The organism is Actinomadura kijaniata (assembly GCF_014138665.1).
Classification (GTDB): domain Bacteria; phylum Actinomycetota; class Actinomycetes; order Streptosporangiales; family Streptosporangiaceae; genus Spirillospora; species Spirillospora kijaniata.
In genome coordinates this window covers 39,817-58,098 of the sequence record NZ_JACJIA010000014.1, presented here as the reverse complement: position 1 = coordinate 58,098, position 18,282 = coordinate 39,817, and the positions used below count along the sequence as shown (strand labels likewise).

Annotated in this window: 14 protein-coding genes and 2 pseudogenes; 6 read left to right on the top strand and 10 right to left on the bottom strand. The window is 70.4% G+C overall.

The genetic code is table 11. The annotated features are described in order from the left end of the window. Positions 1–274: 274 nt before the first annotated feature. A complete protein-coding gene (locus HNR61_RS38025) occupies positions 275–2,395 on the top strand; it encodes an alpha-amylase family glycosyl hydrolase (protein WP_182847993.1) in 2,121 nt (706 codons plus the stop codon). Here the strand turns inward: HNR61_RS38025 and HNR61_RS38020 are convergent. Then, complete coding sequence (locus HNR61_RS38020; protein ID WP_182847992.1) at positions 2,385–2,540, bottom strand: hypothetical protein; 156 nt, start codon at positions 2,538–2,540, stop codon at positions 2,385–2,387. The two genes, HNR61_RS38025 and HNR61_RS38020, sit on opposite strands and share 11 nt — an antisense overlap. Between HNR61_RS38020 and HNR61_RS49610 the strand changes: the two genes are divergently transcribed. Both HNR61_RS49610 and HNR61_RS50585 read left to right on the top strand, forming a co-directional pair. Continuing rightward, positions 2,539–2,814 (top strand): FAD-dependent monooxygenase, encoded by a 276-nt coding sequence (locus HNR61_RS49610; RefSeq protein ID WP_182847991.1) that lies wholly within the window; start codon positions 2,539–2,541, stop codon positions 2,812–2,814. The two genes, HNR61_RS38020 and HNR61_RS49610, sit on opposite strands and share 2 nt — an antisense overlap. Before the next feature lie 186 nt (positions 2,815–3,000). Next, positions 3,001–3,237 (top strand): aromatic-ring hydroxylase C-terminal domain-containing protein, encoded by a 237-nt coding sequence (locus HNR61_RS50585; protein ID WP_376770300.1) that lies wholly within the window; start codon positions 3,001–3,003, stop codon positions 3,235–3,237. Here the strand turns inward: HNR61_RS50585 and HNR61_RS38010 are convergent. Together HNR61_RS38010 and metE are read right to left on the bottom strand one after the other, a co-directional pair. Next, positions 3,191–4,000 (bottom strand): transporter substrate-binding domain-containing protein, encoded by an 810-nt coding sequence (locus HNR61_RS38010; protein WP_182847990.1) that lies wholly within the window; start codon positions 3,998–4,000, stop codon positions 3,191–3,193. The two genes, HNR61_RS50585 and HNR61_RS38010, sit on opposite strands and share 47 nt — an antisense overlap. 105 nt (positions 4,001–4,105) lie before the next feature. Further along, a pseudogene (gene metE, locus HNR61_RS38005) lies at positions 4,106–6,018 on the bottom strand (5-methyltetrahydropteroyltriglutamate--homocysteine S-methyltransferase); the annotation flags it as partial. On the opposite strand from metE, the gene HNR61_RS38000 reads away from it, so the two are divergent. Next, positions 6,007–7,569 carry a recombinase family protein gene (locus HNR61_RS38000; RefSeq protein ID WP_312898299.1) on the top strand — a complete coding sequence of 521 codons (1,563 nt, stop codon included), beginning with the start codon at positions 6,007–6,009 and terminating at the stop codon, positions 7,567–7,569. The pseudogene metE and the gene HNR61_RS38000 overlap by 12 nt on opposite strands. A 287-nt stretch (positions 7,570–7,856) precedes the next feature. Here HNR61_RS38000 and HNR61_RS37995 read toward each other — a convergent pair whose 3' ends face one another. From HNR61_RS37995 to HNR61_RS37985, 3 genes are read right to left on the bottom strand one after another with little or no spacing between them, the layout of a single operon-like run. Then, positions 7,857–8,093, bottom strand: coding sequence for a hypothetical protein (locus HNR61_RS37995; RefSeq protein ID WP_182847988.1), 237 nt, complete (start codon positions 8,091–8,093; stop codon positions 7,857–7,859). Further along, a complete protein-coding gene (locus HNR61_RS37990) occupies positions 8,090–8,332 on the bottom strand; it encodes a hypothetical protein (protein WP_182847987.1) in 243 nt (80 codons plus the stop codon). Before HNR61_RS37990 ends, HNR61_RS37995 begins: the two co-directional genes overlap by 4 nt. Positions 8,333–8,365: 33 nt before the next feature. Beyond that, the gene (locus HNR61_RS37985; protein WP_182848180.1) at positions 8,366–8,575 is read right to left on the bottom strand and encodes a hypothetical protein; all 210 of its coding nucleotides are present in this window, start codon (positions 8,573–8,575) and stop codon (positions 8,366–8,368) included. Between the two features lie 89 nt (positions 8,576–8,664). Here HNR61_RS37985 and HNR61_RS37980 point away from each other — a divergent pair, with 89 nt between their 5' ends. Next, positions 8,665–9,903, top strand: coding sequence for a helix-turn-helix domain-containing protein (locus tag HNR61_RS37980; protein WP_182847986.1), 1,239 nt, complete (start codon positions 8,665–8,667; stop codon positions 9,901–9,903). Between the two features lie 264 nt (positions 9,904–10,167). Here the strand turns inward: HNR61_RS37980 and HNR61_RS37975 are convergent, their stop codons facing one another. From HNR61_RS37975 to HNR61_RS37965, 3 genes are all read right to left on the bottom strand, one after another. Beyond that, on the bottom strand, positions 10,168–11,070 hold the full coding sequence (locus tag HNR61_RS37975; protein WP_182847985.1) for a transposase: 903 nt from the start codon (positions 11,068–11,070) through the stop codon (positions 10,168–10,170). A gap of 496 nt (positions 11,071–11,566) precedes the next feature. Beyond that, positions 11,567–16,357, bottom strand: coding sequence for a tetratricopeptide repeat protein (locus HNR61_RS37970; protein WP_182847984.1), 4,791 nt, complete (start codon positions 16,355–16,357; stop codon positions 11,567–11,569). Continuing rightward, on the bottom strand, positions 16,354–16,800 hold the full coding sequence (locus HNR61_RS37965) for a hypothetical protein (protein WP_182847983.1): 447 nt from the start codon (positions 16,798–16,800) through the stop codon (positions 16,354–16,356). The genes HNR61_RS37970 and HNR61_RS37965 overlap by 4 nt, the downstream gene beginning before the upstream one ends. 343 nt (positions 16,801–17,143) lie before the next feature. Between HNR61_RS37965 and HNR61_RS50725 the strand changes: the two are divergent. Next, a pseudogene (locus tag HNR61_RS50725) lies at positions 17,144–17,263 on the top strand (IS982 family transposase); the annotation flags it as partial. On the opposite strand, the gene HNR61_RS37960 reads toward HNR61_RS50725, so the two are convergent. Further along, a protein-coding gene (locus HNR61_RS37960) for an IS5 family transposase (protein WP_182847982.1) occupies positions 17,255–18,152 on the bottom strand; the annotation gives its coding sequence in 2 pieces (ribosomal slippage) (positions 17,255–18,043 and positions 18,045–18,152; 897 coding nt in all). The pseudogene HNR61_RS50725 and the gene HNR61_RS37960 sit on opposite strands and share 9 nt — an antisense overlap. Positions 18,153–18,282: the final 130 nt, after the last annotated feature.

Genomic DNA, 18,282 nt, shown 5'->3' with positions numbered 1-18,282 from the left:
AACGGCCTGATCACAGGCGGCGGGCCTGGCGTCCGGCTCCGCTAGCAGCGTCGATGCGGGGCTGATCGGGTCTTGCAAGAGACTGAAAGTCTTTGTAACTTCCCGGCTGCCCGCTTCTTTTCGGGAGGCTCGCGTGGTGGACGGCCCGTCGCCCTTCGGTGGCCGTCCGCTGCCAAGGGCCTCCCCCGCGGGCGCGCTTTCGCCTACAAAGCGTTCATCAGCACCATCCGGCTCCACCCCCTGTCGAGCCCTCCCCTGCCCGGAAGGTCGTGCCATGGCCAGGAAAGCCGCCGGTGCCGCGCTCGCCGCCGCCGCGATCACGCTGCCCCTGCTGTCCCCCGCCCCGCCCGTCGCCGCCGCCGGGCGGGCCGCGCCCGGTCACGTCGTCCAGCCGGACGACCGGGCGCTGGCCCGCACCGCCGTGCGGCCCGGCCTCAGCCGTGAACGGTTCTACTTCCTCATGACCGACCGGTTCGCCAACGGCGACCGCCGCAACGACCGCGGCGGCCTGTCCGGCGACCGGCTCGCCACCGGGTACGACCCCACCGACACCGGCTTCTACCAGGGCGGCGACCTGGCCGGGCTCATCCGGCGGCTCGACTACGTCAAGGGGCTCGGGACCACCGCGGTGTGGCTGACCCCGACGTTCCAGAACCGCCCGGTCCAGGGCAGCCCGCCGCACGTCTCGGCGGGGTACCACGGCTACTGGATCACCGACTTCACGCGCATCGATCCGCACCTGGGCACCAACGCGCAGATGAAGCAGCTCGTCAAGGAGGCCCACAAGCGCGGGATGAAGGTCTTCTTCGACATCATCACCAACCACACCGCCGACGGGATCTCCTACGCCGAGAACCAGTACTCCTACCGGCCCAAGAGCACCCATCCCTACCGTGACGCCAGTGGACGCGTGTTCGACGACCGCGCGTACCCCCGGCCGTTCCCGAAGGTGAACGAGCGGTCGTTCCCCTACACGCCCGTGCGCACGCCCGGCGTGACCAAGAAGCCCGCCTGGCTGAACGACGTCACGATGTACCACAACCGGGGCGACTCGACCTGGGAGGGCGAGAGCGTCGAGTACGGCGACTTCGTCGGGCTGGACGACCTGTGGACCGAGCGGCCCGAGGTCGTCAAGGGCATGATCGACATCTACCGGACCTGGGTGCGGGAGGCGGGCGTCGACGGTTTCCGCATCGACACCGCCAAACACGTGGACATGGAGTTCTGGAAGAGGTTCGCGCCCGAGGTCAAGGGCTACGCCAGGCGGGTCGGCACCAAGGACTTCTTCGCCTTCGGCGAGGTCTACAGCGAGGATCCGGCGTTCGTCTCCCGGTACTCCACCGAGGGGCGCATCGACGCCGTCCTGGACTTCCCCTTCCAGTCCGCGGCCCGCCGCTTCGTCTCCCGGAACGGTGACGCCCGCGCGCTGGCCGACCTGTTCCGCGCCGACGACCACTACACCGACGCCGACTCCAACGCCTACTCGCTGCCCACGTTCCTCGGCAACCACGACATGGGCCGCGTCGGACACTTCCTCAAGCAGGACAACCCCGGCGCGTCCGACGCCGAGCTGCTCCGGCGCGACCTGCTGGCCCACGAGCTGATGTACCTGACGCGCGGCCAGCCGGTCGTCTACTACGGCGACGAGCAGGGCTTCACCGGCCAGGGGGGCGACCGGGCCGCCCGCGCGTCGATGTTCGCCTCCCGGACGCCGCAGTACCTGTCGGACGACCTGATCGGCACCGGCGCCACCCACGCGCGGGACAACTACGACACCCGCCACCCCCTCTACCGGGGCATCCGCAGGCTGGCCGGCCTCACCGACCGGCATCCGGCGCTGCGGGACGGGGCGCAGATCGAGCGGCTGGCCCAGGGCAACGTCTACGCGGTCTCCCGCGTCGACGCCCGCGACCGGGTCGAGTACGTGGTCGCGTTCAACAACGCCGCCGCGCCCCGGCGGGTCAAGGTCCCGACCTTCACCCCCGGCATGCGGTTCACGCGGGTCCACCCGGCGTCCGGCAGCGCGACCGCCGGCGCCGACGCGGGGCTGACGGTCACGGTGCCCGCGCGGTCGGCCGTCGTCTGGCGGGCCGCCTCCCGCCTGCCCCGGCCCGCGGACGGCCCCGCGGTCTCCCTCGCCCTCCCCGCCTCCGTCAAGGGCCGGGCCGAGATCGGCGCGACCGTTCCCGGCGGCGGGTTCGACCAGGTGACGTTCGCGGCGCGGGTCGGCGACGGCCCCTGGCGCGTCCTCGGCACCGACGACGCGCGGCCGTTCCGGGTGTTCCACGACGTCGGCGGCGTTCCGGCGGGCACGCGGGTCACCTACCGGGCCGTGGTGCGCGACTCGGCGAGCCGGATCGCCGCCGCGCGGGGCACCGCGACGGTCAGCGGCTGAGCGACGCCGGCAGGCCGTGCTCGAAACGCTCGTCGAAGGAGTCCGCGTCCAGGTGGGCGAGCACCCGGTGGAGCGCCGGGTGGCCCGTTGAGGAGACCGCCCGGGCGAGGCGTCCTTCCGGCGTCGCGGGCCGGGACTTCGGCATGCGCGACCCGGTGTGGCTGTCGCGCTTCGGCAACGCCACCCGCCTGGCCGAGCGCTACCGCCGGGGCCGCGTCCTGCTCGCCGGGGACGCCGCTCACCAGCACTTCCCCGCGGGCGGCGTCGGCATGAACGTCGGCGTCCAGGACGCGCACATCCTCGGCTGGAAGCTCGCCGCCGTGCTGCGCGGCCGCGCCCCCGACGACCTGCTGGACACCTACCACACCGCCCCGTCGACGCCGACCTGGTGGAGGCCGGCCGCGCCCAGGTCGCGCTGATGACGGGCTTCTCCCCGGAGGGGATCAGCCTGCGCACGCCGCTCGGCCGGCTGATCGCCACCGACCCGTCCGTGCACCGAACCCTGGCCGAACGCTTCACGGGCCTCGCCGTCCGCTGCCCGCCACACGACCCGACGGCCCATCCGCTGACCGGCACCCGCGCGCCGGACCTGGCCTTCGCCGGCGCTGCTCGACCTCACCGGCGCGCCCGGCGGGCCGTTCGGACAGTGGGCGCGACCGGGGCTCGTCGCGCGTTCGCGGACGCTCGCCGAGCCCCCGCCCGAGTGGTCGGAGGTCCGCGCGGTGCTGCTGCGGCCCGACGGCCACGTGGCCTGGGCTGGGACCGCCGGCGACGGCACCGCGCCGGGACGGGTCCTCAGTCGCATCCTTCGAACTGGGGGACGTCGACGGTCGACAGGTTGAGGCCGGTCCCGTCGAACCACTTGCGCATCAGGCGGTCCGCCGTGCCGTCCTGGTACATCCGCGTGATCGCCTTGTTGACCGCCTCGCAGCCGGCCAGGTCGGTCCGGCGCAGGCCGATGGCGATGTCCCGCTCGCCGAAACCGGCGTTGAGCAGCCGCACCCAGCCGCCCTCGCGCGCCCGGATCCCGGCGAGGATCACGTCGTTGGTGCTGACCGCGTCGACGCGGCGGTCCCTCAGCATCCGGACGCACTCGTCGTAGGTGCCGGCGGGCACCGCGACGGCCGGGACGCGGCGTTCCTCGATGACCTGCTCGGCGGCCCCGGCCGCGGTGACCGCGCACAGCCGGCGGCCCCGCAGGTCCTGGACCCGCCGGATCCGCGTCTCGTCGGCGCGGACCAGGATGTCCAGGGACGTGCGCAGGTAGGGGCCCGCGAACATCAGCCGCAGCTTGCGGTCCGGCAGCGCCCAGTAGGTCGGCGCGAGGTCGATGCGGTCCTCCGCCAGCAGGCGTTCGCGCTCGTCCGACCGCACCGGTACGATCCGCACGCGCTTGCCCAGCCGCCGGGCCACCTCGCGGGAGACGTCCACGTCGAGCCCCGCCAGGGTGCCGTCCGGCTGCCTGCTCCCGATGTTCGGCAGGTCCGTGCGGACCCCCACCCGTAGCGTGTCCCGGTCCAGGAACGAGACCCGCCCTCCCTCACCGCACGCGGTCAGCGTCCCGCACGCCGCCAGCAGCAAGGCGACGATCCCCTGTCGCTTCATAGGCCGACACTAAGGAATTGTTCAACAATCCACCAGTTCACTTGTTGACCACATGCGGTCGCCGTGATCCGCGCCCGGCAGGTTTGCCGGGCGCGGACCAGGGGGTCAGTCCCTCAGGGTCGCCCGGACGCGGCGGGCGGCGGTGACGAGGTTGCGCAACGCCGCCTCGACCTCGGGATAGGAGCGGGTCTTCAGCCCGCAGTCGGGGTTGGCCCACAGCCGGTCGGGGTCCACTGCCCGCAACGCCCGGCGCAGATTGTCCTCCATCTCCTCGGCCGAGGGCACGCGCGGCGAGTGGATGTCGTAGACGCCGGGGCCGATCCCGCCCCCGTACCCGGCGGCGCGCAGGTCGGCGACCGGCTCCATGCGGGACCGGGCGGCCTCGACGCTGACGACGTCGGCGTCCAGCGCGTCGATCGCCCCGATGATCTCACCGAACTCCGCGTAGCACATATGGGTGTGGATCTGCGTGGTGTCGGCCGCGCCGCCGGTGGCCAGGCGGAACGCGCCGACCGCCCAGTCCAGGTAGGCCGCGTGGTCGGCGCGCCGCGGCGGCAGCAGCTCGCGCAGCGCGGGCTCGTCCACCTGCACCACGCGGATCCCGGCCTGCTCCAGGTCGCGGACCTCGTCGCGCAGCGCCAGCGCGACCTGCCGGGCCGTGTCGGCGAGCGGCTGGTCGTCGCGGACGAACGACCAGGCCAGCATGGCCACCGGACCGGTCAGCATCCCCTTGACGGGCCGGCCGGTCAGCGACTGGGCGTAGCAGGTCCACTCCACGGTCATCGGGCGGGGCCGGGACACGTCGCCGTGCAGGATCGGGGGCCGCACGCAGCGCGTCCCGTAGGACTGGACCCAGCCGTGCCGGGTGGCGGCGTACCCGTCGAGCTGTTCGGCGAAGTACTGGACCATGTCGTTGCGTTCGGGCTCGCCGTGCACCAGGACGTCCAGGCCGATGTCCTCCTGCACCGCGACGGCGCGGGCGATCTCCTCGCGCATCGCGCGTGCTGCTCGTCGGTGAGGCGGCCCGCGCGGTGGTCGGCGCGGACCCGGCGGATCCGTTCGGTCTGTGGGAACGAGCCGATCGTGGTGGTGGCCAGCGGCGGCAGCCCCAGCCGTTCGGTCTGGGCGGCCAGGCGGGCGGCGCGGTCGCCCCGGCGGGTGTCGGCGAGGGTCTCCAGGCGGGCGCGGACGCGGTGGTCGACCGCGGGCGGCGCCACGTCCGGCCCGGCCACGGGCGCGGCCTCGCCCCGGTGCAGGGCCCGGCCGAGCGCGACGACCTCGCCGACCTTCTGCCGGGCGAACGCCAGACGTCCCCGCACCGCCGGGTCGAGCGCGGTCTCGGCGTCCAGGTCCAGGGGCACGTGCAGCAGCGAGCAGGAGGTGCTCACCGCCACCCGCCCGGCCAGCCCCAGCAGCGCGGCGCAGACGGCCTTGGCGCGGCGCGGGTCGGTGCGCCAGACGTTGCGGCCGTCCACCACGCCCGCCACCACCGTCTTGCGCGGCAGCCCGCCGACCGACGCCAGCGCCTCCAGGTTTCCCGGCCCCGCCACCAGGTCCAGCGCGACGGCCTCGACGCGGCAGGCGGCCAGGGCGCGCAGCGCGGCGTCCCCGACCGTTCCGAAGTAGGTCGCCACCAGCAGACGCGGCCTGCTGGGCAGGTCGCCGAGCCGCCGGTAGACGCGGGCCAGGGCGGCGATCTCGGCCGGGGGGCGGTCGGCGACCAGGGCGGGCTCGTCCAGCTGCACCCAGGCGGCCCCGGCCCCGGCCAGCCGTTCCAGCAGCTCGGCGTATACCTCCACCAGGTCGTCCAGCAGGTCCAGCGGCGCGAAGCCGGACGGCGCTCCGGCGGCGGGCTTGGCCAGCAGCAGGTAGGTCAGCGGCCCCACCAGCACCGGACGGGTCTCGACGCCCAGCGCCCGCGCCTCCCGGTACTCGACGAGCGGCTTGGCATCACCCCCGTCCACCAGCCGGAACCGGACACCGGGCCCCACTTCGGGGACGAGGTAGTGGTAGAAGGTGCATACAGGCACCTTTACTTGGAGGCTCCCCCCATACCCCGTCTCGCTGCCGTCCCCGCCGACCTCGTTCCGGTGGTCTCCTACGCTCGCATCTCCGCTGACCTGCGGAAGGACGAACACGGTGTGCAGGATCAGCACAGGGTCAACCGCGAGACAGCCTCCCGCCTGGGCTGGACGGTGGTCCACGAGTTCACCGACAACGACAAGTCCGCCGCGAAGATGGGCGTCGTCCGGGACGACTTCGAAGCCATGCTCCGGGCGCTCATGACGGGCAAGCTCCCAGACGGGACACCGGTACGCGGAGTCGTGGTCCTGGCCAACGACCGGCTTGCCCGTCGCCCTGGGGACTACGAACGCTTCGTGGAGGCGTTCACCTACAACGACGGGTTCGTGTTCGCGGACGCCAAGGGACCGGCGAACCTCTACAGCGAAGACGTCGAGAGCATGGGCCTGTTCGGCGTGGTCATCTCCAAGATGGAGGTGCGCATGCGGAACTCGCACCGCGCGCGGGCCGTCTCGGGGAAGGTGGTCGGCGGCCCGTGCCCGTTCGGCTGGAAGGGCGACCGGATCACGCTGGAGCCGGACGAAGCGGCCCTCCTCCGGCAGGCGGCTCGGGAGTTCATCGGCGGACGTTCCCTGTACTCGATCGTCATGGAGTGGCAGGAGAAGGACGTCCGCACCCCGCGCGGCAACTACTGGCAGACCCGCACCCTGCGGACGGCGCTCGCCAAGCCGCGCATGTGCGGGTTCCGCGAGTTGGACGGCGAAGTGGTGCGCGACGAGAGCGGCAATCCGATCGTCGGCGAGTGGGCTCCGATCCTCACCCCTGAGGAGTGGTACGCCGTCCGTGCGATCGTGGACGCGCGAAAGGGCCGCAACGTGAAGCGTGGCGGGGTCCTCGGCGATGTCCTCCCTGACGACTACCGGGAGCATCGTTACCTACTCACGGACATCCTGCGATGCGGCCGGGTGAAGGCGGACGGGACCCTGTGCAACACGCCCCTACGGATCAGGAGGACCCCTGACAAGCAGCGGCACATCTACTACTGCCCCGACAAGTCGGTCGGTGGCTGCGGCGGCGTGGCGCGACGCGGCGACAAGGTGGACGAGTTCGTGTCGGAAGCCGTCCTCGCCAAGCTCGAAGAACGGCAGATGCGCAGTTCCGAGGTCCCGTCCCTCTGGTCGGGGGATGAAGAGCTCAAGCAGGCTCTGGAGGAGAGGAACGAGCTTGCCCGAGGACTCGCGACGGGTCGGATGACGTCGGAGACCTTCTTCATCGCGATCGCGCCGCTGGAAGAGCGCATCGCCCGGCTGCGCAGCGAGAAGAGCCGTGCGGACGCTGCGGCCGATTCCCAACGCAAGCGTGCGGTCACGGATATCGAGGACGTCCGCCGACGCTGGTACCTGGAAGAAAAGGACGGCGGCCTGCCGATGTCCACGAAGCGGACCTACGTCCGCGAGGTGTTCCACGCTGTGATCGTCCATCCGGCGGGCAAAGGCCGAACGGCCTTCAACCCCGACCTCCTCGAACCCGTCTGGCGCGCCGACTAACCGCGAACGATCGCTGCCCTCGTCCTGACGGGCGGGGCGCGTCGTCAGCCAAGACGCGACCACGTGCCCCCCCTCCCCACGTGGTCGCGTCGGCTACGGGCCACATACGACCCGTCGAACGAGATCGTCGGTGTTGCCGTCGGGCTTCCACACACGCGTCTCTCGACCGCTCGGCCAGACGACCCGCCACCAGCGGTCGTTCTCGGCGTAGAAGGTCCCGAGTGCTTTCCCGGCAGGCTCCGACACCAGAAAAATTCCGTCAGGGGACCGCCAGACAACAACGTCCCTCACCATCGCGTCACTTCGCGATGCGGGGTGAGCGTCACCGCGTGCAGCCGCTCATGCAGTTCATGACCAGAGGTCGCGCGAACGAAGAGCCCCTTGTCGCGCACCGCAAGCCAGATGCCCGCCGCCGCGTCCACGACGAACCCGACATGCGGGAACTCGGCACGCAGCCGAGCGAGCATGGTCGCGGCGTCCGGCGGGCGCTGCTGGACCTCGAACCAGGTGGGCGCGCTGGTCACGGCCGCCCTTGCCGAAGCTCGGCCTTGAGAGTCACCAACGCGTCGGTCGGGTGGTCGGCCTCTGAGATCCAGATACCGCCCCGATAAGCGAACCAGTGTCGGCCGGCGTCGTCGTCACGTTCACGGCACTCCACCACCAAGCCGCGTGAGTCGGGGCCGTCGGTAACCTGGATGCGGTCGCCGTCGAGCAGTTCGACCATGTACTTCTGCCCGCGCAGCAGCCCGGCGAGCGCAGCCAAGCGCGCGGCACGGCGGGGGTCGGACGCTCCTCGTCAGATGACCTCGGCGAGTCGGCGGGCCGTGTCGGGGTTGCAGCGTCCCAACTCCACCAGCACAACCGAACTGGTGAAAGAGCAGATGTCCAGCCCCACCGAAGGGAGCTTGACGCCCGCCAGGTCAAGCGCGTCGTGGAGGGTTTCGAGCGTGGTTCCCGCTTCGTCGAGGGCGGACGTGTCGGCGCGTACCTGTGTCGCTCTGTCCATGCCCCAACCGTTCCGCGTTCGCCGGTTACGCAGAGGGTCCAGACAGGAGGCCAAAGGAGGGGCCAGACTAAGGGCAGGGAGGGGCCAGCGTGGACACAGAACAGCGCAAGCGCTTCGGTCGATACCTTGCCCGGCTACGCCAGGGCACGCGGCTGAGCCAACGTCAGCTTGCCGAACGCCTCTGCGTGATCACTAGCACGGGGTCGATCACGCGGAACGAGGTCTCCCGCTGGGAGCGTGGCGGGCGTGTTCCCAACTCGTGGCTTCCGGCACTGTCGACCGCGTTGGGCGTCTCCCTCTCCGAGCTTGAACGAGCCGCCGCGTGCGCCCGAGGTGAGGCAGCGCCGGATGACCTGCCGAACCCTGCCGAGACCCTCGCGCTGCTGCTCCCGGAGGACGATCCTTTCGGCCCTCTGGAAAGCAGCACCGGACGCCGGATAGGCAGCAGCACCGTCGACAGCCTCGCCGCTCGCGCTCACGGCCTCCGCCTCGCCGACGACGTACTGACCGGCGGCGACCTGCTCGGCCCTGCGCTGCGGGAACTCCGCGCAGCGGTCCGCCTGTACCGCGAGACCAGCCACACCGAAGAGATCGGGCGGGCACTGCTGACCTCTATCGGCGAACTCGCTCAGATCACGGGATGGGTCGCCAGCGACGCAGGACGGCACGACAGCGCCGAACGGATCTACCGCCTGGGGTTGTCGGCCGCCCGCGAGGCGGGGAACCACGCCCTCGCCGGACACCTGGCGGGGTCACTGGCTTACCAGTTCAGCAACACCGGACACGAAGACAAGGGACTGAGCCTCGCGCGGGCGGCCCTCGAAGAGTCCGGGGAAGATGCTCCCGGCAAGGCGCGGGCCCTCTTCCTCAACCGCGTCGCCTGGGCGCACACGAAGACCAGCACCACCGATGCCCAACCCGCCATGCGCGCACTCGGCGAAGCTCACGAGGCACTCACGGAGGACAACGGGGAGGCTCCCACGTGGGCCTACTGGGTCTCGCCGGAAGAACTCGAAGTGATGGACGCTCGGGTCCTCACGGAGTTGCGTAAGCCTCTGCGGGCCGTCCCTCTGCTCACGAAGGTGCTCGACCGCTACGACGTCACGCGCGCCCGTGAACTCGCGCTCTATCTGTCCTGGCTGGCCGTGGCCCTCATCGACGCGAACGAACCAGAGGAAGCCGCGCGGACGGTGCGGAGGATGCTCGACCTCTCGGCCGACCTCACCAGCAAGCGGACCGAAGCACGTTCGCGCGTCGTCCTGGCGAAGCTTGAGCCGTTCCGGGAGGTCCCGGAAGTCGGTGAGGTGCTCGACGCGTATGCGGCGTGAGCGGGCTTCGGCGTTCCTGGCTTCGTGTCGGCACCTCGCTCCATCCGCCGATGGTCTGCCGCCTGTTCGTGATGCCTTGCGCGGGGGCCGGCCTCAGCTTGCGCGATGCGTCGCGGGCGGGCCGTCCACAGCCTTCCGGGGACGCGGACGGCCGTCGCGCTGCGAACGGCCCCCAGGCCGCACGCGCAAAGCGCGGGCGGCCGGTCCGCGTCCCCGGCGCGCTGTGCACGGGCCTAGATCGTTGATGGGAAATGTTGGTGCTGGTCAGTGGTCGTAGGCGGTCAGTGAGCGTTTGGTGGGCTGGTCGGTGAGCCAGTTGTGCCAGATGGCGGCGTTGAGCGCCACGATGGGTTGGCTGATGCGGGCCCACAAACCCTCGGTGGTGCGGGCGTGGTGGCGTTCCAGGCCCAGTTGGTTCTTCAGCGTCCAGATGACCGCCTCGATGCGCTGGCGCAGCCAGGCGGGAAAAGCGTGACCAGGACTGGGGTGCGGCTCATCGTGGCGGCGGGGACGGATCAACCGGTATCCCAGCCGGGCCGCGGCCGCTTCGATGCCCGCCCCGGCAAAGCCCTTGTCGCACACGATCGGGCACGGTCCATCGGCGGGCGGGCGCACCTGCAGCAGGTGCAGGGCTTGTTTGCGTTCGTCCAGTTCTTTGGGGTGGGCCAGGCTGAACGCCGTCACCGCACCGTCGGCGGTGGTGACCAGCATCAGCTTGGCGCCCCAGGAGAAGGCGTGATGGGAGGTGTCATGGCCGTAACCGGCGATCTCGCCCAGGCTGGAGCGGTTCACCGTGACCCGGGAGGCGCCGCAGCGTACCGGGGTGCCATCCATCAGCCGCAACCGCTCGTGCCAGGTGGGGGTGGCCCGAGCCAGCCAGCAGGCCACCGCCACCCACACCGGGCCCAGATCGCGCAGGTGCCGGTTGTACTGGGCCTGACACGGCAGCCGGGGGAACAGGTGCCCGATCCGGGCCGGGGCCAGGCGCAGCCAATGGCGCTCGGTATCGCAGCCCAGCAGCACCTGGGCGACCGCGACACAGACCAACTCGGCATCAGTCAACACCGAAGGCCGGCCCCGCCGGGGCAGTGGTTGCCGCAAGGGCAGGACGTGGTCGTCCAGGTGGACATAGAGTGCGGTCACAAGGGCGTCCAGGTTTGTTTTCACACACCGACCATGGGCGCCCTTCCCCATGCCCGCACCCGGTTCAGCAATTTCCCATCAACGATCTAGGTGCGCGGTGTTGCTGATGCGGAGGTTGGTGGGGTTCAGGTCGGTGTGCAGCAGGGTCTGGCCTGCCAGGCAGGGCAGTTCCCGGGAGGCGGGCGCGTAGCTGGACCAGCGGGCCTCGAAATCAGGTCAGGAGCACATCGGCCGGGCACTCGATGCGGTCCAGCTCGGCCAGGGCGTCCAGGATGTTGGGGATGTCGGGTGAGTCGGGGCCGTAGTTCGCGCGGGCGCCCTCGATGTACTCGAGTGCCAGCAGCGGCCAGTCAGCGGCCTCGACTCCGGCGACCAGTTCGGGGGCGATGGCGCTGACGTAGAAGTGAGCCTCGCCCAGAGCGTATGACCAGAAGAATTCAACATCTCCGTGGAAGTGAACTCCCTCAAAAGAAGCATCGACGACGGCGATAACAGGCGGATCTGACGATCCGGGGCCGGGCTACCTGCTGCCGGACGAGGGATTGTTTCGTGCTCGTTCCCGCGTGAGGCGCTCCACTCGCTGTGCCTCATCCGTTTCTCCCAACGCGGTCAGGATCGAGGCCAGCAGGCGGCACGTCCGGATGCTCATCGAGTTGTTCGGTCCCAGACGGTCGTCCAGGTCGGTCAGGAGGTCCCGGGCCTCGTCCTCGGCCACTTCGTGCTGCCCGAAATCGTGGAGCTCGGTGACCCGTTGGAGCCGTTGTTCCAGGTCGCGGAGGGGATGGAGACGGCTGACCTTCGGCGGCGGAGGGATGGGCGGTGCGGCGGGGCCGAGTGGTTCGTTGGGCGATCTGCCGCGCCGCAGCGCTCGATTCACTTCGATCGAGCGATGGCGGTCGGCCGGGTCGCGGCGGGCGCTGTACCGCAGCCGGAGCGCGTAGCGGAGGTTCCTCATGTCGCCCGGCCAGAACCGATGATCGGGCGGATACACGGCGACGGTGCCCTCGAAGATCTCGACGGCCTGGTCCAGGAGTTCGGCGTTGAGGGTGGTCTCCGCTTGGCGCAACAGGTGGACGCCGACCCGTCCCCAGTGCTCCGGCCCGATGAACTGATGGTCAACCGTGACGCCGCGCTCCAGAATCGGTCGTAGCTCTTCGGGGACGAGGTTTGGCTCATGTTGCCCGACCCGCGCGAAAAGCAGCAGCGCAGCCTGGAAGTCGTTGATCAAGTCTTCGCCGCGGGTGGCCCGGTACCGGCACCAGTGCAGCCAGGCCAGGGCGTGCAGCGCCTCCACCGATGTCCCGCCGAGCGACATCCCCGCTCGCCACAGAGGACCCGCGTCGGCGAGTACCCCGCGCCCCAGAACGGCGTTCCGGTTACGCCATCTTCGATATCGGTTCACGCGGGACACGACAGATTCGAATGAGGCAGATATATGCCGTTCTGATCGGTGTGGCAGGTCCGATGAGCCCGCGGTCATCGTGGCGTCACTGGTCCGGGACGAAGGCGCGCCGGGGAGCACCTTTCGAACGTGTCGGGAGGCCACATCGTGGGCCAGCATACACAGTTCATACAGGCGGGCGTCGTCGTTCGGGATCGCTGCGAGTCGGGCCAGTTCGCGGGGACCGATGCGGCCGAGCGGGCGTTGCAGAATGGCACCGAGATGATGCAGGTCGTGCAGCTCGTTCGACCACTCCAGGGAGCGTCGATGGTCGAGGTAGCCGCTGAAGGCGACGAACCGGCCGTCAGGTGAGCTGAGGAACGTCTTGAGAAACTGGGGGTTCGGCCTCACGCTGGCCGGAACGGTGGCTGGTACCAGGGTGGACGAGTCGAAGAAGTGGATGTGGTCTTGGCTGTGTGCCTTGCCTCCGACGATCCCCCAGGCGGGAACGGCGAACAGATTGCGCAGGACGGGAGTGTCCCGCTGGATCCTGAGCAGCGGCCGGGTGCCGTTCAGTTCCCACAGCGCCAGGCCGCCGCGCCGACCGGAGACGAGCAGAAGGTCCTCGTCCGCGAAGGTCATGCTCACGACCTCGCCTAGCTCGGAGGGAACCGTGGCGGCGGCCAGGAGCGTGCGCAGCTCGGCGTCGGCAGCGATCAGGCGGCCCCCGTCGGAGATCACCAACCGGTCGCCGGACGGAGTTACGGTCAGCAGGTCGCCCCGGAGCAGCCCCCAGGCGGCGAGGTCCACGTCGCGCGCCTCGTACCGTTCGTCGTAGACCAGCGCGCACGGGACGAGGCGGAGGCCGACGACGCATCCAGTGGCGGTCGACACGACGTGGGCTCCGGCCAAACGGGTTCCGCGCGCCAGGACTGATGTTCCCCTTGCGGTGTGCCGGACGAATTCGTGGTGGATTTTGCTCTTGCCGTGAGCGCGGAAGGTGACCACCTCTGTGGGGCCGAGGCAGGCGATCGAGGAGCAGTCGGCTTCCTCGCCACGGTGCAAGGTCACCAGCCGCCCGTGGCCGATGTCGAAGCAGTGGATCGCCTCCCGCTGGTCGCGCTCGACCGTGGCGACCACCAGCGCCGCGCGGCCGTGTGCGAAGGCGGAGTAGTCCTCGTGCAGGAAGAGCCGAGTCGGCAGCCGGATGGTCGCCGCATGAGCGGCACGGTTCACCAGTGTCTCGGTGCGGCGGACGTTGGTGGCGGCCAGCCGCGCCATCAGTTCGCGGTCCCCGTCGTCAGAGGGGCTCCACCTCCGCCGTGGGATGCGCCGGGCCAGGCGGATGGCGTCGGCGATCGGGACCGAACAGACGAGTTCCCAGTACGACGGCCAGTCCTTCGCCTTGGCGAGACGGGTGGCCAGCGCGTCGAACTGTGGCGGTGGCGATGGCTTCTGGGCCGACGTCGTGGGGTCCCACCCGCGGGGGTGAAGCGTGATGGCGGGTTGATGGCGGGTGAGGTCTTTCAGGGAGATCTTCTTTGATGACGCGTCCACCTCGGGGTCTGGTGGCAGGCCGGCGGCCCGGAGCGCGTCGTTCTGCCTGCGCAGCGCACCGAGCAGGGACGGCTGGTAGGTTTCCGGGGCTTTTTTGACGAGTTGCCGCCACACCGCCACGGCCTCGGCCGCGGCGGCGACCGCCTCGTCGTGCCGACCGGCCTCCGTCAGGCTGCTGCGGAGCAGGTCGAGAGCGACGGCCAGGAGATCCAGGTACGCCGTCGGGTGGGCCTGTGCCAGCCCCTTATAGATGGTGACGGACTCCCCGATCGCGGAGATCGCCTCGTCGTGCCGATCGGCGGCGGAAAGGTGAGTATGCAGATGGGCCAAGGCGGCGGCGAGGCCGTCCTGGCAGGTCTCCGGATCGGTCTGTGAGAGCTGACGCCAGATCGCGACGGCTTCGCTGACCGCGTCCGATGCGTCCTCAGGACCGAGCAGCGTCAAGGCGCCGACGTTGGTCAGCGTGATCGCCAAGTTCTGGCGGTACCGGGGGTTGCGCAGCGCGAGCCGGCGGTAGATCGCCAGCGCTTCCCGGTTGGCCTGGTAGGCCATGCTCAAGCGGCCGGCCCGGTCCAGGTGATTGGAATGGTTCGCCAGAGCGGTGGCGAGGTCGAATTCGTGGTCCTCCGGGAGGTCCCGCGCCAGCCGTCGGAAGATCGCCAGGACTCTCTCCTGGGCGGCCACCGCCTCGTCCTGGCGCCCGACCTCACTGAGGCGATTGGCGAGATTGGTGAGCGCACGACCCACATCCGCGTCGTACCGGCGCGCGTCGGCGGCGGCGAGATCCTCGAACAGCTCCACACCTTGTTCGGCGGCGGCGAGGGCCTCCTCGTAGCGGCCAAGGGTGCGCAGGTCGTTCCCGTGATCGACGTACAGCCGGGCGTGCGCGGCCGGGTCGTCGGTCCTGGCCAAGCGGTGCTCCAGCAGACGGATCTGCACGGTGGCCTGCCCGGTCGCCATGTCGGGAGGGACCGGGACGGGGATGCGGCTCGCCACGTCTTCCAGCACCTCCGGTGGGATGTCGGCGAGTTCGGCCAATGCCGCCAGCGCCGCGCCACCGGCGGCGACGGCCACTCCGGGATCGGCGGCCAGCAGCGGATAAAGACACTCCCGGCCGACGTGGGGCCAGCGAGCGGCCGCGACGGCCAGCGCGATCACGGGCCGCCCGGGCCTGGCCCCATGCCGGATCGCGGCGGCGGCGGTGTCTGAGGACCAGGGCTGGGCCGGGTAGTCGGCGGAGTGTCCCGGCATGGTCAAGGCGACGAAGTCCTCGGCCAGCCGGTCAGGGTAGAGAGGTTCGAGAACGGTCCCGGCCTCAGGCGGTGGATAGCAGACGGCATGGTCGACGAGAACCGAGGCGCTCGGGTGGCCGAGATGCAACGACTCCAGGAGTTCGGAGCCGGTTTCCTTCGGCTGGGCACCGGCGAGGCAGGCGACGAAGACGGCGCGGTTCATCACCGGCGGCGGCGTGTTGATCCTCTCGGGCCCTCCGCCTTGGTGCAGGCGGGCCCAACCGAGATGCTCTCTGTCGAGCAGGTAGACGGTCAACCCCGCCACGTCCTGCGCGGCTGTACGGCCGGTCGCCAGGGCGTCGACCGCGACCAGCGCGGCCATGTGCACGGTCAGCGTCAGCCCGAACCCGGGATCGTCCAGATCGACCCGCTGGTCGGGGGGCGTGATGCCGTAGCGGTCGGCGAAGCCATCGCATGCCGCCCGGAACATCTGCGCACGTTGCCCATCATTGGAGTCGTCCAGCGGCGCGAGCGCCTGGGTCGAGGCCGACACCTGCTGATTGGCCAGAGAGGCTCTCAGCGCGGGCCAGGGATCGACGCTACGGCCCAGTAGCAGCACCCGTGTCGGCATGTCCGGCTGATGCAGCAGCGCGTTGCTGAACAGCCAGGTCAGCGTGGTGAACGGCCACCGGTCGGCGTAGTCGATCAAAAGCAGCAGCCCGGCGGATCCCGCCGTCCGCAGGTCCTGGCTGCCGGGCGGCGGCAGGACGCTGCCCCGGCCCTCGGTGGCGATGGCCACCTTCCAGCCCAGCGCGCTAACCTGCCGTGCGAGCTCGTCGGCCAACCGGCTCTTGCCCTGGCCTCCGGGGGCGTGCAGCCAGCGGGCCGCGCGCAGCGGGCCGCTAGTGCACCAGCTCCGCACCTCCGCCAACTCTTGGCCGCGACCGGTGAACTCAACGACCGCGAACCGGGCGTTCAGCATCCGGCTGGGCTGTTCGCGGAGCCACTCCGCGTCCGTCTCGGGAGGCGGACGCCAGTTCTCCAACACATACAGTGGAGAGCCGTCACCAAACACGTGGATGTCGGCCCCGATGACCCCGTACGCGAACCCGCCGGTAGCCGTGACGTGCTGGGTGTTCACGACGGTTCGTCGGACTCCCGATGGATGATCACGTTCCCGAACTGTGCGGCGAACACCCGGGCATGATCGCTGGCGACGACGTGTTGGACCCGGTGCTGCTCGGGACGAGGCAGCACGGCAATCGTCCGCTCCGTGAACGCGCGCACGTCCTCGGCGGCTTCGGGATGCTCCCGCAGGAACTCCTCCAGCCGCAGCCGCCAGGCAGGCAGCAGACTCTGGCGGGCCGACTCGGCGTCCTGGGCCCCGGCGACCAAAGCGGCATCGGCGTCCAACCGGGCCACCAGCCCGGGCTGTTCTTCAGGGGCCTTCGAGGTGCCCGTACCGAAAAGGCGGAGCACTCCGCTCCGAGCGACATGCCAGGCGTCGGTGGCCATGGCCCCGACCAGCGCTGTCGACCCTGCGGCGGCCAACGCCACCAGTGATTCAGTCAGCATCCGTCCCACCGTTCACCCGTCCTTGAGCCGAATGTAGCCGGTGTTGCGACGAAGCTCTACGTCATGCGGCACCTTCATCAAGTCGCTGGGGTCGGTGCCGCGAGCCGTCGGAGGGACCGGCCCGGGACTACGCCAGGCTCACTGAGTGTTTTTCATCCTGATAGGACTGGGTTGCGATCACAGGTTGGTCCCAGGGCATCGGTCTGGTGCTGAGCGCAGCGAAGCCCCTGGTAGATGGGTTGAACGACCAAGAACAAAAGGGAACCAAACCCCGACGCCAAGCCTGAGCCGACTACCCACAGCAACCATGGATCTATGAACGCGGAGGTCAGACGTTAAATGACAAGCTAAGGACGGCGACCACCACGCCTTCTTCTGGGAGGTCAAGCTGATGCTGGTCACCACTGCTGAGGGCGCGGTGTGCGTCGTCAGCCTGGCCCACCCCACGCAACTAGGGCGTGTTTCAAAGGCAGGTCAGGAGCCAGTCGTTGATGCAGGCGATGTGCAGGACGGCTTGGTAGCGGACGGCGAGTTTGTCATACCGGGTGGCCACGGCGCGGTGGCGTTTGAGGCGGTTGATGCCGCACTCCACCGCGTGCCGGGCCTTGTAGTCGGTGGCGCAGAACGCCGGTGGCCGCCCGCCGGCGCTGCCGCGCCGCTGGCGGTGGCCGATCTGGTCGGCCGGTTGCGGGATGGTCGCGCGGATGCCGCGACGGCGCAGGTAGGCGCGGTTGGCGGCCGAGGAGTAGGCCTTGTCGGCGCGCACCCGCACCGGTCGGGTGCGGGTGCGCCCGGGTCCGAGCCGCGGCACCGCGATCGCCTCCAGCACGGCCTGGAACTGGGGTGAATCACCGCGTTGTCCGGCTGTCACCAGCAGCGCCAGCACCCGTTGGCCCTGCTCGCAGGCCAGGTGGATCTTGGTGGTGAGTCCGCCGCGTGAGCGTCCCAGCCCGTGATCGGCCGGCTCGGGCGCACCGGTCCCGCCCGGTGGCTGCCTCACCGGGCTGGTGCGGGCGCCGGCGGCGTGCTGGTGGGCGCGGGCGATGGTGGAGTCCACCCCGACCCGCCAGTCGATCAGCCCGTCGGCATCGGCACGGGCCTGCAGGCTGGTGAGGATCTGGGCCCAGATCCCGGCCCGCTGCCAGCGGCGAAACAGCGAATAGATCGCCTGCCAGGAGCCGTAGCAGGCGGGCACGTCCCGCCAGGGCGCCCCGACTCGCACTCGCCAGCCGATGCCGTCGATGAGCTGGCGTTTGGTCCACTGCGGCGGGCGACCTGGGCCTTTGGGGGTGGTTGGGGGTGGGCAGCAGCGGTTCCAGGATGGCCCACTGCGCCTCGGTCAGGTCAAACCGCCTCGTCACCGCTAGGGTGGGCACGAGGTCTCCGGTGGTGCTGGTTCTTCTTGGTCGTTGAACTTGCTACCGGAGACCTCTTGCGTTGGCGGTCACGACACACCGCCACACATCAGACTTCGAAACAGGCCCTAGGTCG

Bases quoted from the DNA above. Each gene is read 5' to 3' on its own strand.
- HNR61_RS38025 (WP_182847993.1), top strand. From the start codon at position 275: ATGGCCAGGAAAGCCGCCGGTGCCGCGCTCGCCGCCGCCGCGATCACG.
- HNR61_RS49610 (WP_182847991.1), top strand. From the start codon at position 2,539: ATGCGCGACCCGGTGTGGCTGTCGCGCTTCGGCAACGCCACCCGCCTG.
- HNR61_RS38020 (WP_182847992.1), bottom strand. From the start codon at position 2,540: ATGCCGAAGTCCCGGCCCGCGACGCCGGAAGGACGCCTCGCCCGGGCG.
- HNR61_RS38010 (WP_182847990.1), bottom strand. From the start codon at position 4,000: ATGAAGCGACAGGGGATCGTCGCCTTGCTGCTGGCGGCGTGCGGGACG.
- HNR61_RS37985 (WP_182848180.1), bottom strand. From the start codon at position 8,575: ATGGACAGAGCGACACAGGTACGCGCCGACACGTCCGCCCTCGACGAA.